The sequence below is a fragment of the Streptomyces griseochromogenes genome (assembly GCF_001542625.1).
Classification (GTDB): Bacteria; Actinomycetota; Actinomycetes; order Streptomycetales; family Streptomycetaceae; genus Streptomyces; species Streptomyces griseochromogenes.
In genome coordinates, this window is record NZ_CP016279.1 from 5,308,700 (window position 1) to 5,323,596 (window position 14,897).

The window sequence follows — 14,897 nt, forward strand, 5'->3', positions numbered from 1 at the left end:
GGGTGATCGACACGCCCTTTGGGGGAGCTATGCAGGAATTCCGCTTCGACGACGACATCCGGTTCACCGCGGAGGTCAGCAGCGACCAGACGTGGCTGCACCGTTCGCTGGGAGCCCACGAGGTGAGCGTCCAACTCGCCGTCGGGGTGTCGCCCTTCACCGAGGCCGGGAAGATCCTCGCCCTGGAGGCGGACCTGTTCGGCTTCGATACCACGGGGCAGCGCTCCCGCCTCGCCCGGACCACGGCGAACCTGGCGTACACCCCGAAGGTGACCGTCCACCGCATGAACCTGTCGTTCCCGCTGACCTCGTTGCAGATCCACGCGATCGAGGAGGGCCGCACCGGCGACGTCCGGTTCGAGATCGACCTCAACGCGACCCTGCCACAGGCGCCCGGCTACCCGGGGAGCGCCCAGGACACGGCGCACATCACCATCGCCAAGAGCCGGTGGGAACAGCAGCTCGCGCAGCTGGGGCCCTCCGCGGCGTTCGAGATGGCCGTGCCGTACCCGCTCGGCGACCCGGAGAGGGACGAGGTCGGCCGGACCCTGCGAGAAGCGCAGCGGCTGCTGACCGTGGGCGAGATCCCGGCGTCCATCCTGCAGATCAGGCGGGCACTGGAGTGGGTCCGGGAGAACGCGGGCTGGGACAACCCCGGGAGGAAGGTCCCCAGCCAGTGCAGCCAGACCGAGCGGTGGTGGCGGATCCAGGACGCCCTGTACGGCCAGACCTGCGGCGCCCTGCACAACGACGCGGTCACCAAGGACTTCAAGTACGACCGGGCCGAGGCGGAGACGCTGCTGGCGATGACCTCCGCACTGCTGCGGAACGTGCCCGGCACCAGCGCGTGACGGGACGGCCCGGCGCCCGCCCCGCGACCGAGACGAGGACCGCATGGCAATCGAGCACAACGGCATTGCAGGCCCCTACTTCGAGTACGACGGACTGCCCGCCCTGCACGCGGTGGACAAGGATCTGCCGCTGATCCATCCGTACGGCCCGGTGACACCGGGCCGCTACGTCACGCCCGGCGGCGGCCGGCTCACCATCCGCCCGGCCGAGATGCGCGCCCACATCCGGATCACGCTGGATCACCTGGGCTGTCCAGCCCAGCTCACCGACGAGAAGAACGGCGCCTTCAAGCGGCTCGCCCTGGCCGCCGAGGGGTACTGCGTGCAGTCCAGGTGCCGACACCGCGCCGCGTACGCGGACGGGGTGTTCCGCATCTTCGAGGTGCGCAACGGAAGCATCGCGCTCGCCGCGTTCGTGCGCGCCGCGCTCGCGGTCGAGCTGGGGGACTTCGCTCTAGCAGACCGGCTCATGCAGGAGGCCGAAGCACTGGCCGGGCCTGTCCGCCGGGAGGGCGAGGAGGACCAGGCCAGCGGCGGCTAGACGCCCCATGTCCGCCTGCCGCAGCGATACGGGCGAGCCCCTGAAGGCGGGTCGGTGCGGCGCCACGGGGGGAGCGCCGCACCTGCGACCAGCGTAGCGATCCACCCCTCTGCCCGAGCTCGTATGTGCGGCTGGACGGTAGTCCTGCACCCATGGCTGACCTTTTAAGAGGTCATCTCATTTGGGGTGTTCGATAGGCTCCAGATGTGGGGATCGTTGAGCGGCTGGTGCCGGATGAGCTGTGGGAGTTGTTCCAGCGAGTGGTTCCGGAGGCGCCGAGTCGGCCTCAGGGTGGTGGCCGGCGCCGGCACGGCGACCGGGAGGTGTTGGCTGCGATCGTGTTCGTGGCCACGTCGGGCTGCACGTGGCAGCAACTGCCGTCCGCCTCGTTCGGGCTTTCAGGGCCCACGGCTCACCGGCGCTTCGCCGAGTGGTCGAAGGCCCGGGTGTGGGCGAAGCTCCATCGCCTGGTCCTCGACGAACTCGGCTCTCGCGGTGAACTGGACTGGTCTCGCTGCGCGATCGACTCGGTGAACATGCGAGCCCTGAAAAAGGGGACCTGACAGGTCCGAATCCGGTGGATCGCGGCAAGTACGGTTCAAAGATCCACTTGATCACCGAGCGTACCGGGCTGCCCCTGTCCGTCGGGATATCCGGTGCCAACCTGCACGACAGCCAGGCCCTCGAACCGCTCGTGCGAGGCATCCCACCCATTCGCTCCCGGCGCGGACCGCGCCGACGACGGCCCGCCAAACTCCACGGCGACAAAGGCTACGACTACAACCACCTGCGCCGATGGTTACGCAGCCGCGGCATCCGACATCGCATCGCCCGCAAAGGCATCGAGCCCTCCACACGGCTGGGCCGCCACCGCTGGACGATCGAACGCACCATGGCCTGGCTCGCCGGATGCCGCCGCTTCCACCGCCGCTACGAACGCAAAGCCGAACACTTCCTGGCCTTCACCAGCATCGCCTGCACCCTCATCTGCTACCGCAGACTCACCAAATGAGATGACTTCTAAGCCGCAGACGTGCCTCGATACCGAGGTGCTCGTGCAGGAGAGACTTCAGCGCCCGACCATCGACGAGCTCGATGAGCCCGGAGCGGGCTGCGAACGCACGGCTGCTCGCTCCGAACCAGCCGGTGGTGACCAGGATGCCCCGGACGGCCTGCACATCCAGCATCTGCCCGGCCAGCGCGTGAACCGTCTCGAGCGGCACAGCGTGGTGACTGCGTCGTGTCTGCAGCACCCAGCGTTCGCCGGAGCGAGGCCTGTCCCGGAAGACCGTGGTTGCTGCTCCCGGCCCGATCAGTTCCCGGGGCCCCTCGGTGGGGCCGTGCAGGTTCATGTAGAGGCGGTGGACGAGGTCGCTGAGATCCTCCGGGTCAAGATGCGCAAGATCGATGCGATCGTCAACCACCGTTGGGGTCGGGGCTGGCCTGTCGTGGCGGAGCGCGGCGTCGTACCACGCCTCGTCGCTTCGGTAAGCAGGGTCTCCCTTGTGGAAGCGCTCTGCCCAGGTGGCGGCAGTGTCGTGCAGGGCCCGGGCACCGTCTCCGGGAATCAGACACCGCAGTCCGGGGTCGTTCCTGCGGAAAGCGCCAAAGAGCGTGGCCAGGGGGCTGGTGTTGGGCGCGAATCCCAACTTCTGGGCCCGCAGGGGAGCGAGCGGGCCCGGACCGCGGATGGCATGGACGACCCCACGCCATTCCGGACTGTTGTAATCGAACGCCGTATGGGTGAAGTTGACGGGCACGTGGTCGCAGTGGATCTCCCCGACCAGCCGCCCCTTCGCAGGCGGGTCCACTGGGTACTCCAAGATCTCCTCAGGATCTTCAGCGAAGGAGAACAGCCGCTTGTCCCTGGCGAGGATCTTCCGGCCGTTACAGTAGAAGTCGATGCCGTAGTCACGCTGGTGCAGGTAGCGCTGTACCCCCAGCCACCCCCACACGCGGTGCTCGGTCTGCTCCAGCCGCGTTCCCTGGCACTGCGGGCAGCACGGCGAGCCGAGCGGGCTGGGATGCCAGCAGTCCTGGCACCGGTACATCGTGGCCAGCACCACGTCGAGCTTCTGCACGGCGCTGATGTCCTGACCACGCCGTTGGACGAAGCGGTTCTCTCCCCAGATGCACGGCTTTCGGGGGGTCACCACAGAATCGGACACGGTCAGCTGCATCTGCTGCTCGCGCAGCATGTAGCTATAGACGTCGCCCAGGTGCCGCCGCAGACGGTGTTGCATGTTGGAGGGCCAGGCAGAGCGCAGGGCTTCGATGGTGATGCGTGTGCCCTGCTGCCCGGTCTCCGTCTTGGGTTCTGCGCCGATGGGGATCCGCCAGGAGGTACCGGAGGCGAGGGAAGCCAGATCGAGAGTGAAGACGGTCCATGCGGGCTCGTGCCGCTGGGCGGTGCGCAGTGTGATGCGTGAGCCCAGCCGAAGACAGGCGACGAGGAAGCCGGGGCCGAACTCGTTCTGCTCTTGGGGCCTGCCTGCCCAGCTGATCCGGAACAATTGTTGGATGGCTTCACGGTCGAAACCGGTGTCCGGGCAGGAGATGGTAATCGTGTCGCGTTCGCGCACGGTTCCATCGTGCTGAAAGTCGACCGCGACCGAGGCGGGGACCTCCCCTTCACCGCCTTTCCGGACGACGTCCACCACTTCCGCGACCGCGGCCCAGTCGGACAGGGGCAGATCACCGAGGACCGACAGCAGGGCCGGAGACGGCACCACTGCCAAAGGCTTCATCGGGGCCTTCGCCTCGCGCGCACTCCGCAAGTGGGCCTGGGCGCGATCCCACGCCGCTGCCCAGCCAGCGGCGTCGTCGCCGCCCACACCCACGACGTTGACAAACGCCGCAACCAGCTCTCTGCGGGGATGGGATGTTCCGTTTAGGACGCTGGCCAAGGTACTGCGCCTCAGTCTCCCCCCGCTCCGCTCGACCAGTTCACTGAGGCTCGGCCGGCCGGCCAGAACACGCAAGTGACCCATCGCCGCGCGCAGTTCACCGAAGGTGCCTACGTGTCCGACTGCAATCACATCCGGGACCAGGTCGGTGCCCTCGAGGGCCTCTTTGGCCTTCAGCCACAGCACCCTGGCCGTGCCCACATCCGTGCCGCAGACTTGGGTGAACGCCTCGACCACCGGCCAGGGCGAGCGCCAGCCGCTTGCCGCCCGGTGCAGGCTTCCTCTGCTGAATCCCGTCACCCGGGCGAGTTCCTCGTAGGTGAGGCCGGACAGGTGGCGCGACTGTCGCAGCCAGTGCGCCACCTCTGCCATTTCCGGCACCCGGGCAACAAGTTTCCTTTCCCGTCGCCCCGCCATGACAAGACCAGCCGTCACATACGGCCGTACGGCGACGGCTTTGCCACGGCCACCACCACGGCGGCGACCGTCTCGGCCATCAGCGCCTGGGCGGCGCCCTGCCAGGCGGACGCCGAACGCAGCGCGCCGAGCACCACAATCAGCACAGCGACAACCGTCACTGCCTCGGACAGATGACGCGGGACCGGCGTGCCGTCCCCGACACAGAGCAGGGTCTTACTCATGTATGAACTCCCTTGCAGCACCTCGGACATGCGTGCCCATCGCCGACGGGAGGTTTGGGGCCAGACCGCCGCTGCACGCCTCTCTGATGCTGCCGGATCAGACGCTTGCCGCTCCACCCGGAACCTGGGGTTCAGTGGATTGTCCCACCTGCGTCCAGGCCTGCGTCCTGACTCATATGTCCTGCTCACGGGCTGCTAACGGCACAGCAGTTCAAAGCGAGGGGCGTCTGTCCCAGGCTCGTCCGGGCTTGATGTTGCCTCGTGTGGCCAGTCTGGGACACCCTGTCCGCAGGAGTCGGCACCTCGGACACCACCGTGCAGGCACCTGGACCGCAGCGCATTTGGGGTGCGCCCGGCCAGCGGTGAGGCCGCGCACCCAGCGCGGCCCACCCGCAGCCGTCTCGCACGAGACTCGAGCCCAAGGGCGCCATGCCTGTCGTGGGCGTCACACCGAGGATCACGACCTCAGCCCGGATTATTCGGTCTCGGTGAACACGAAGATGCGGCAAGGGTGTTGCTGCGCAGTGAGCGGCTCCTGGCGGACCTGCCCTCTCCCGTGAACGAGCCGCCCCGATCAGAAGCCAAGCCGCATGCCCAGCGCACGACTTCGCAGTTGCTGATATCCAGTGGCTTGGGCCCAGTCGCCCAGCTCGTTCACATTCCATTCACTGCTGGAAGGCGATGGCAGGCAGGAAAGTTGGTCCAGGGGTAGGAAACCGTCGGCGTGGGCGCGATGCCGCCCGTACGACGGCACGCGGCGCGTGCGGCGCAATGCGCGACTGCAAGGGCCTGTGATCCTGTACAGCTTGGGGTGCACCCGCAGATACGGATCGTGGTGGGCGATCCACGCGGTGATGGGCAGATTGAGCCCGCACTCTTGCCACAGCATGTTGCGAACAAGCCCCCATCGAAGGGGGCGGGCCCATTCTTCAATCCTGTGCGCCAGTTGCCGCCACCACAGGATGCGGTCGAGCGTTCCTGTGAGCCGCTGACGTTCGTACCGCCCAAAGAGCTTGGCCAGCTCGACGGCTTCGGGATAGATGGCCAGCGACTGCAGGATGGGGGTACTCTCGTCCATCCTGGTGAACTGTCGTTGCCGCTCACGCCAGCCCCGCAATCGCACAACCTGCTGATTCCAGTACATGCAGGTCGCGTGGGCGTCGGCGAACAGAGCTCGTCCCGCCTGACCCAGATGCTGCTCGAAAAGCCTGCGACGCTGGTGCGCCCGCGCAATCCACGCCATGGCCTCGGGCGAGGGCCGCCAGGCGCCCTCCGGGCGGACGTTGTCCTGCCACGTGCCATGTTTGAGGCACACCTGCCACGGCATGTCAGACCAGACGTACACCGTCTGCGTGGCTCCTCGGGCTGCGGCACACAACGGGCAGGCCCTCACCAGGTACTGCTGCCCGCTCTCCTGAGGAAACCAGCGCCAGGCCGGATAGTTGCGCAGGCCGGGCAGCAGGCGCTCCGGCTGTGCAGCAGGCAAAGCCTGCGCAAGCCGAGGCGGAGCGCAGCCGGTGAGGACCGAAAGCTGCGACAGCGCCGGCGCGTTCAAGTACAATTCGGCAGATCCCAGGGCGGGCAGTGCCTTGCGGCCGCGGCCGATCAGGTCGAGGAGCCCGGCGAACTCCAGTCCGTTGGCCAGCGCCAGACGGCGCACAAAAGAGCCGGTCGACTCCGCGTTGATGAAACGGACTTGCTGCGGCAGAGCGCGGTGGAGAGGCGTACTGCACGGCCTCGGCCCTCTCGGTGGCGCCACGCCCGATAGCCCCTCAATTCTCCTGGTAAACGACGGCGTGTCCCCTCGAGTCGTCAGTTCCTCCGTGACCTCCGGCGGGTCATCGGCTGTCGCCGCGGCCGATGCGGATGTCGTCCAGGAGCTGCTTGGTGATGGCTTCCGGTGCACTTGCGGTGGCGGTTTCGATGGCCTCTTGTGCGGCCTGGCAGATCAGGTCGTTGAGGGAGGCGATGTAACCGCCGGTGCGCTGGTGCAGGTAGCGGGAGAGCTTCACCAGTGTGCCGGACTTGTGGTCGTACAGGCGCAGATCTTCTTCGAAGGCCTGGACGACACTGTGCCAGTCGTCGCCGTAGGGGATGACGCCTGCCCACAGGACGGGCAGGTCGCTGAAGTAGGTCTTGCCTTTGACCACGTCGGGGAGGTTCTTGCGGCGTTTGTCGTAGCGGGCTTCGTGGACGATTTCGCGAGCGCCGGTGCCGCAGTAGATGAAGGTGACGTTGGTGCGGTCCTGCAGGGCTTCGAAGTAGTCGAAGGCGGCCCTGATCTCGTTGTCCTGGATGCGGTTGATGCCGTCGACGAGGACCAGCCGGGTGCCCGCCTGCTTCATGACATGGGCGACGGGCTCGGTCATGTCGACGGTACGGCGTGTGCGGTCCTGGGGGTTCAGGGTGTGGTTCAGGGCGAGAAACTCCGCAAAGGGCAGTGACCAGTGCAGGTTGCTCTCCCTTTCCGGCGGAACGGTGATGAAGACGACCGGGATCCGGTTGGGGTCGGGGCCGAAGTATTGTTCGATCAGCGCCTGGAAGCCGCGGCCGATCTGGATCAGCATCGTGCTCTTGCCTGTGCCACGGTCTCCGTCAAGGACCAGGTCCGTGCTGCGGCCGAGGGTGCTGAACAGGCTCTTGCGCAGCAGACGCCTGGCATCGAGCAGCCCCCGCCGCAGCGCCGGCGTGATCACAGGAAGCATGTCGCCGTGGTACATCAGGCGGGGATCGAGCAGGCCGACCTGTGTGCCCTTGGGGGCGCAGTCGGCCAGATCAGGCGCGGCCAGTCGGCGCGAGGCCTCACGATTCCAACCCTCAAGCGTGGTCAGCAACGACACGTCGATGGGCGCGGTCACCGCACCGGCCACGTTCGGGCCGAAGGAACGGATCAGCTCTTCCCGGCTCACGTCTCTTCTCCGTCTTCCTCGTCGTGTGCGTCGTCCAACGATGGATGGCTGTCGGCGGACCAGCGCTCGATGGGGGTACGGGGATGGAGGCGGTCGAAGACATCGGCAGCGCTGCCGTGCAGGCTGAGGGAACCGTACCGCTCGACCGGCCCCGCCGGTGCAGGATCCCCCTCACAGGCGTACTCGACGGCAGCCTCCCCATCCGGCCGCGATGCCGCGGCCATGAGGCCGGGGCCGGGCCAGCCTGCAGAGAGAATGCGTGCGGCATCCCCGGACAGAGAGGGCGCACGCACGACGACGGCCGGGTCAGGATCGGGCACCCCCTCATACGGGTCTGCCTGGGGGACGTCCAGGTCCAGCACAGGCCCGGTGAACAGGCTCGGAACGCGTGGGCGTTGTACGTCGGGGCCCTTCCGGGCCCGCTCGCGCAGCGCCGACACCTCGCGGGCGATGCGCCGCTGGTCTTCCTTGTGGCCGCCGTCCTCGAGCACGGTGAGGGTGGCCTGCTCCCAGGTCCACTGGGTCCATTCGTCGCTGATGAGGCGCTGGTGGATGAATTCCGCCTCCACCCAGTCATCCTTCGTGTGGTCCCACAGCCACACGAACCGCGGCGCATACGGGCTGTAGCGGATCTGCCAGCGCTTTCCCTGCCCGGGAATCCCGGAATGCCGGTTCCTGTACTCCTGCAAGGCCTCGCTGTTGTACGTGCGGTTGCCGATCCTGACGCCCTTGTCGGTCACCTTCAGACGGGTGAACGGCAGCAGTTTGCGGTTCTCGTGCGGCGTCAGTACCAGCGGTACATGACCCTCGGCGGCCACCAGCGCGGCGTACATGCGGTTCGGGCTGATCGTCAGGCCGGGCAGGAACGGGCTGCGCAGCCCGTCGTGCGGTTTTTGCTGCCAGTCCAGGGCGATCCACTGGTCGAGCAGGTCCTGCAGCTCGTTCAGGCTCCACAACGGCCCTTCGGCGACGTGCTTTCCGCGCCGCTTCAGGTCGGAGCCGGTGTAGCCGGTCACGTACTGCGAGAACCGGCGCTTGATCGCGTTGAAGGTGCTTTCGATGATGGCTTTGTCGGTGGCGGTGCGTTCCCGGGCCGGGCGGACCTTGATGCGTAGCATCCGGCACACGTCATCGAAGTGCTCGCTGTTGAAGATCTTGCCGTGGTCGACGATGACCATCCGCGGGCGGATCACCGGCCGTGCGGTCGCACCGGCCATCCGCGGATCGCACGCCACCAGATCCGCGTACGGCATTTCGGACTGCTCTGCCAGCGCCCGCGGCGACCAGCCGGGCCGGGCGGGCATCGGGGCCAAGGCTTGGGCCAGCATGAGCACCGCGTCGAAGGAACGGGTGGCGCGTCCGCCCAGCCGCCGTCCCCGGGGGCCGCGGCCCGGCACCTTCGGCACGATCATCGCCCCGATGATGGTCCGGGACGCCACGTCGATCGCCGCGGTCAACTCCACCTGCACCGGCCGCCCGTCGTCGCCGATCGCGATGATGTCCAGGCCGGTGGAGTCGATCTGCACCTGCTCGCCCAGGCGTCGCGCGAAGGTCGGCGTGTACGGGGGCACGGCGCCGTTGGCCTCGTCCAGGCGCCGGTCGGTGGGCCAGTGCAACGAGGCCACGTTGATGCCCAGCCGCCCCAGCAGCCGGTAGAAGGTGGCCCGGGAAATCATCAAGTCGTCGTACTCGGCCTCGTGTTCGCGCCGGACAGCCGCCTGCAGCCGCTCATATAGCCGGCTGGCGTCCCCGTCGGATTCCCCGAGCCCCGCCTTGAGCTCCGCCAGCAGCAGCCGTACCACTCGCTCATCAGTACGCCCCCAGGGCGAGCCCGGCACGATCTCGCGGATCAGCCCGAACACACCGCGCGACTGATACGCGCGCCTGCGCCGTTCGATCGTGCCGGCCGAGGCATGTCTGAAGCCCAGCGCCTTCATCTCCGCGGCCTTGGCAGCCAGACGCTGGCGCACGGTGAACCGGTCGGGGTCGTAGCCGGGGCGCGGCACCGCGCCCTCCTCGGCATCCGGAGGCACCCCGTCGTCGATCTCCCGCAGATGGCGCTCCCAGTCCCGCACCAGCTTCAACTCGGCCTCTGACAGGACGGACAGACGGCTGGTGTCCGTCACCTGCTCCTGCTCGAGTTCCTGCAGATCCTCGTCGAGGAGAGCGAAGTCGTCGGCGCCAACCACGACTGAGACCAGGGCACGGGCATCTAGCCCCTCCTCGTCCAGGCAGCCCAGCTGCACTTCCGCGCCCTGCAGCACCAGCACCCGGTAGGTGCCGCCATGCCAGCGCAGCCTCGCCCCCAGCCGCAGTCCGGCCTGTTCTCCCGTATCCGCCTGCATCACGGCCGCCGCCATCCTTTACGCTTCCCCGGCAGAAGCCGCCTGGCTGGTCCACACTGGCGAGGTCGGCAGCAGCGGCTCGGTCCAGTCCCACGTCAGTTCACCCATCCACACCAGATGCCAGGCATAGCCGAGCGCCTTCAGCCCGAGGCCCGAGGCCGCCGCGCCCGCCTGCAGTGGCCGCGGCGTGGCGAATACATCCAGCAGCATCTGGCGGGCGCGGTCGTCGGCGGCGAACTCCGGGCCGCGAAAGTGGGCGGCGCTTTCCAGCGAGGATTGCAGCACCCCCTGCGGCGCTTGAAGCGGGCGTATCTCCCAGCCCGCCCTGTCGGCCGACTGCCGCAGTACCCGCTCCTCCACGCCCGCCCCATCGCGGGGCGGATGCGCAAAGACCAGCCTGCGTTCGTCGCGGGTGCGGGCGACGAACGCAGGCTCCACGGTGCCGCGCCGGCCGTCCAACTCCCAGTGCAGCTGAACCACCCGGGACTGGAAGCACACGATGTCCGGGTCGAAGTCGAGGAGCATCGCCGCGTCCAGCTGCACCGTACTCGTGCACCACACCACCTGCCCGGAGGCAGAGACCCACTTGGTGAGGATGGAGCGGCGGCCCTTGTACGCGCGCGGCTCGGACAGCGGCTCACGCTCCTCGACCGGCACCCCCCGCAGCCCGGCCGGCTCGTCGCGGCAGGTGCGGCCTGCCGCGCTTCGGTACTGCACTTGTATGTCCATCGGCCAGGGCATTCCCTTCCGCGCCTGACACCCCCCAGGCCCCAGCTGGCCTGGGAGTGCTGACCCCGATGCTAGGCGACACCCTGCGGCGGCGGGGCGACAGCTCCAGCCGCCCCGGCGCCGGACCAGCAGGTCAGCCATAGGGCCGCGGGCCGCGGATCAGCACCTCCCAGGGGACACAGGTCAGCTTGTCGACGGAAGCCATCTCCGGCACGTCCTTATGCGGGGCGGCCGACAACAGCTGCCAGCGCTGTTGCAGGCGTTCGGCCCGCTCACGCCTGAGCGGCGGATGCTGCTGGCTCCATGCGTCCAAGGCCGTCCCCAGCTGCCATCCCAGATCCTTGCTGACCTGGTCGCGCCAGTGCTGGTGCTCGTCCGGCCCGAGCTGGCACTCCAAGCGGCGCCGTTCCAGGGAGGCCATCCGGGAGGCGACACGGGCCACAATGGGCAGCAGACGCAACGGTGTGGTCCGCCCGCCGCCCAGACGCGGCAGTGACACGGCCTCGTGCGCCAGGACACCAAAGGCATCAGCGACCAGCAGCCGACCCACCGGGCCCGAACCCACCAGCCGGAGCCGCCGCCGCTCGGCCTGAAGGACATGCGGGCCCGGCGACAGATCGATGAAGGGAACCCGGTCGTCGCGGGAGTCGTCATAAAAGCGGCCGTGGCGCACGCAGACGTACCACGGATCCGGCCTGATCAGCCACACCGGATCCAGCACGCCGCGACGGGCCGCGCATAGCGCGCACCCGCGCACCAGGAACCCGGCGTGCGGCCGCCACGGCCACTTCCACGCCGGCACGCCGGGGGAGTCGGGCAGCAGGTGCTCATCGCGCAGGCTCACCAGCGCCCGCGTCAGCTGCGCCAGCGGCTGCCCGGTCATCGCCACCAGCCGCTGGCGCGCGGCCCGGTTGAAATACAGCTCGCTCTCCCTCGCAGCGACCTCGGCGGCGGACTGCCCCTCGCCCACCGTGGCCAGAAGATGGCTGACGGACTGTCCGTGACGGGCGGCCAGCCGCGTCACATAGGAACCGGTCGACTCGCCGTCCACCAGAGGCATCCGGTAAGGCAGCGGCCGCACACGCTCCACCAAGCACCTCCACCGCGCACCGGTACGTCCACGCGCGTGCGGTGCCCTGGCTCGTACCGTGCGCTGTGATCTCGGTAACGACTTTCCGTATCAGCTTTGAACAGCTGACGCGGCTGACGCAAGGTCGACTCAGCGCCTGCCGCCCCCGGGCAGTCGGATGCGGCCGGACAGCTGCTGCCTGCACCGTCCCGCGAAGGGAGCCCCTGCTGTGGCGGAGAGCGGCGTCAAACAACTACGGGTCCACCAGCGTGAAGCGTACGACGCCGCGGTGCGGGCCCTGTCCCGCATGCCCAGGGCCACGATCATCTCCGCCACCGGCACCGGAAAGACGATCACCGCCATCCGCATCGCCGAACACTTCGCTGGCCCGGGACACATCCTCGTCGTCGTCCCCTCCCTGAACCTGATCAGCCAGACCGCCTGGCACTGGCACGCCGACAGCCACATCACCCGCATGCTCGCCGTCTGCACACTCAAGCCGACCATGGTGAGCTTTTCCGGGGACCGCCTCACCGCCACCACCGACCCGGCCCACATCGCCAGCACCCTGGCCGCCTTCCCCGGCCCGGGCGTCGTGTTCACCACCTACCAATCCCTCCCCGCGATCGCCCGCGCCCACCGGCACTACCGGCTCCCTCCCTGGGCCATCGTGATCATCGACGAGGCACACCGCAGCAGCGGCAGCAGCAATAAGCAGTGGGCCACCATCCACCACGACCGCGAGATCCCCGCCGAACGCCGCCTCTACATGACCGCCACCCCCCGCATCTGGAAGCCCGAGGACCCCACCGCACCACGCCGCCGCCGTCGTTCACCAGATCCCGACGAAAAACCCGAACCCCTGGCCTCCATGGACGACGCCTCCATCTACGGGCCCGTCGTCTACAACCTCGGCCTCGCCGACGCCATCGACCGGGGCATCCTTGCCGACTACCGCATCGTCGCCCCGGTCATCACCGACGACGACCTGCGCGACATCCTCACCACCGACGACATCTCCCGTCACCCCAACGGACTGCGGCTGGCTGCCCTGCAGGTCTGCCTGCTGCATGCGATGAGAACCCACAGCATCCGCCGGGTAATCAGCTTTCACAACCGCATCGCCTACGCCCGCCAGTTCAGCGACACCTTGCCCCACACCGTCCAGGCGGCTGCTGCCAACACCCGTATCAGCCGCCTGTGGGCCCACGCCCTGCACAGCAAGCAGCCGCCCCGCCTGCGCGCCCAGTTCCTGGCCGAATTCGAAAGCATCCCCCTGCTGCGCCGCCGTACTGGCCCCGCCGACTCCGTCGACGGGGCCGTGCTGTCCAACGTCCGGGTCCTGGGCGAAGGAGTCGACGTGCCCGACGCGGACGCCGTCCTGTTCGCCGACCCCAAACGCAACGCCTCCGACATCATCCAGGCACTGGGCCGTGCCCTGCGCCAGCCCCCGGGCGCCGGCAAGATCGCCGTCCTGATCGTCCCCGTCTACATCGGCTCCCATCAAAGCACCGAACAGGCCATGCTCTCCTCGGAGTTCGCCATCCTCTGGGAGGTCCTCAACGGACTGCGCACCCACGACTCACGCTACTGGCGGCGCCTGGGCGGCGACCACGCCGACTTCCGGCGCACCATTCCCCGCCCCCCGGCGCCCGAGCGAGCCGGGGAAGTCGCCGCCGTCACCGAGCTGCGCACCCACCAGGTCGACACCGGACTGTGGCAGGTCGGCTGGGAGGCCGCCATCCGCTACTTCGAATGCTGCGGACACCTCGACGTGCCCAGCGAGTACACCGACCGCACCGGATACCCCCTGGGGCTCTGGCTAGGCCAGCAACGCTCGCTGTACGCGCACGGCAGCCTCATCCCCGAGCGCGCCCTCGCCCTGACCAGCCTCAACATCTCCTGGCCTCACCCCGAAGGAAGCTTCGAAGCCCATCTGGAACAGGCCATCGCCTTCGCCTCCCACCACGGCACGTTGGCCGTCACCCGAGCCCCCGCACCCAACGACCGGCCACTGGTGCGCTGGCTGGCCCGGCAGCGCCGACTGGCCGCAGACAAAAGGCTGCACGATGACCGCGTCGATGCCCTCATCGCCGTCGACCCCTGGTGGAATCCGCCCTGGGGCGTGTCCTGGCAATACGACTACACCCACCTCGCCCTCACCCCCAGCGTCTCCGCTACCACCCCCACGCCCGCCTCCGGCAAGGAGGCCGCGACCTGGCTGGACCACCAGCTCACCAACCTGCACACCCTGCATCCCCAGCAGATGCGGCTGCTGGCCCAACTCGCCGCCCAGCACCCCCACCTGCACGCCCACACCATGCTGCTGCTGGCCGACCCCGCACCCCGCGCCCGCGCCTTCAGCCGCGGCCTGACGGCAGCCCGCCAGTTCCAGCAGCGCGAAGGCCACCTTGACGTCACGCTGGCCCACCGCGAAGACGTTCACGGCGACGAGGTCCTCCTCGGCCAGTGGCTGCGCAGATGCCGCAGCGACACTGCGCAGATGACCACACCCCAAGTCACGGCCCTTGTCGCACTCGGGATCGACCTGGACCCCGTCTTCAGGCCAGCCACCACCCACGAGGGCCCCATGGAGGATGTCCTCGGCGCCGACGCCTGGTGGTCCGAACCAGATCTGTCGTGGACCCGGCCGGCTCACCTCGCCCTCCGGTGACGGACCGGACTTGATACGGCAGTGCCCGTGACCGGCTGGATCCTGCGCTGACTCCGGCCCTGGCCAACGACCGAATCAGGCGATGATCGTGTGGCCTTTGCCTCGTGACCTGCTGACGGAGGGGCGGGATCACGGCAACGGAGAAGGCGACGTGATCGTCTGGAGCTTGCCCGAGTCGTCCGAGGGCAAGGAGGGCTGCACGATCATCCGGCTGAGCTCACCTTGAGGGAAC

At 68.5% G+C, this 14,897-nt stretch carries 12 protein-coding genes; 5 read left to right on the top strand and 7 right to left on the bottom strand.

The features are described 5' to 3' along the window. Positions 1-29: 29 nt before the first annotated feature. The 3 genes from AVL59_RS22655 (at position 30) to AVL59_RS48905 (ending at position 2,404) form a co-directional block, all read left to right on the top strand. Positions 30-851, top strand: coding sequence for a hypothetical protein (locus tag AVL59_RS22655; protein WP_067307403.1), 822 nt, complete (start codon positions 30-32; stop codon positions 849-851). Positions 852-894: 43 nt separating this feature from the next. Next, positions 895-1,392, top strand: a complete 498-nt coding sequence (locus tag AVL59_RS22660; RefSeq protein WP_067307406.1) for a DUF6420 family protein — start codon at positions 895-897, stop codon at positions 1,390-1,392. A 212-nt stretch (positions 1,393-1,604) separates the two neighbouring features. Then, a protein-coding gene (locus AVL59_RS48905) for an IS5 family transposase (protein WP_237281908.1) occupies positions 1,605-2,404 on the top strand; the annotation gives its coding sequence in 2 pieces (ribosomal slippage) (positions 1,605-1,940 and positions 1,943-2,404; 798 coding nt in all). Here AVL59_RS48905 and AVL59_RS22675 read toward each other — a convergent pair. The 7 genes from AVL59_RS22675 to AVL59_RS22705 all read right to left on the bottom strand — a co-directional run bounded on the left by AVL59_RS22675 (position 2,394) and on the right by AVL59_RS22705 (position 11,982). Beyond that, complete coding sequence (locus AVL59_RS22675; RefSeq protein ID WP_067307410.1) at positions 2,394-4,670, bottom strand: restriction endonuclease; 2,277 nt, start codon at positions 4,668-4,670, stop codon at positions 2,394-2,396. The two genes, AVL59_RS48905 and AVL59_RS22675, sit on opposite strands and share 11 nt — an antisense overlap. Before the next feature lie 59 nt (positions 4,671-4,729). After that, positions 4,730-4,939: a hypothetical protein gene (locus AVL59_RS22680; RefSeq protein ID WP_067307412.1), complete on the bottom strand. Its 210-nt coding sequence runs from the start codon at positions 4,937-4,939 to the stop codon at positions 4,730-4,732. A 574-nt stretch (positions 4,940-5,513) separates the two neighbouring features. After that, positions 5,514-6,845 (bottom strand): TniQ family protein, encoded by a 1,332-nt coding sequence (locus AVL59_RS22685; protein WP_079146895.1) that lies wholly within the window; start codon positions 6,843-6,845, stop codon positions 5,514-5,516. Further along, on the bottom strand, positions 6,778-7,848 hold the full coding sequence (locus AVL59_RS22690; RefSeq protein ID WP_067307417.1) for a TniB family NTP-binding protein: 1,071 nt from the start codon (positions 7,846-7,848) through the stop codon (positions 6,778-6,780). Before AVL59_RS22690 ends, AVL59_RS22685 begins: the two co-directional genes overlap by 68 nt. Further along, on the bottom strand, positions 7,845-10,193 hold the full coding sequence (locus tag AVL59_RS22695) for a Mu transposase C-terminal domain-containing protein (RefSeq protein WP_237281909.1): 2,349 nt from the start codon (positions 10,191-10,193) through the stop codon (positions 7,845-7,847). Before AVL59_RS22695 ends, AVL59_RS22690 begins: the two co-directional genes overlap by 4 nt. 18 nt (positions 10,194-10,211) lie before the next feature. Continuing rightward, entirely contained in the window at positions 10,212-10,922 is a 711-nt protein-coding gene (locus AVL59_RS22700) for a hypothetical protein (protein WP_067307421.1), read from the bottom strand. Positions 10,923-11,055: 133 nt separating this feature from the next. After that, positions 11,056-11,982: a TniQ family protein gene (locus AVL59_RS22705; protein ID WP_257785129.1), complete on the bottom strand. Its 927-nt coding sequence runs from the start codon at positions 11,980-11,982 to the stop codon at positions 11,056-11,058. Positions 11,983-12,220: 238 nt separating this feature from the next. Between AVL59_RS22705 and AVL59_RS22710 the strand changes: the two genes are divergently transcribed. Both AVL59_RS22710 and AVL59_RS56540 read left to right on the top strand, forming a co-directional pair. After that, positions 12,221-14,665, top strand: coding sequence for a DEAD/DEAH box helicase (locus AVL59_RS22710; RefSeq protein WP_067307427.1), 2,445 nt, complete (start codon positions 12,221-12,223; stop codon positions 14,663-14,665). An 82-nt stretch (positions 14,666-14,747) separates the two neighbouring features. After that, on the top strand, positions 14,748-14,891 hold the full coding sequence (locus tag AVL59_RS56540) for an SsgA family sporulation/cell division regulator (RefSeq protein ID WP_107407378.1): 144 nt from the start codon (positions 14,748-14,750) through the stop codon (positions 14,889-14,891). Positions 14,892-14,897 lie beyond the last annotated feature (6 nt).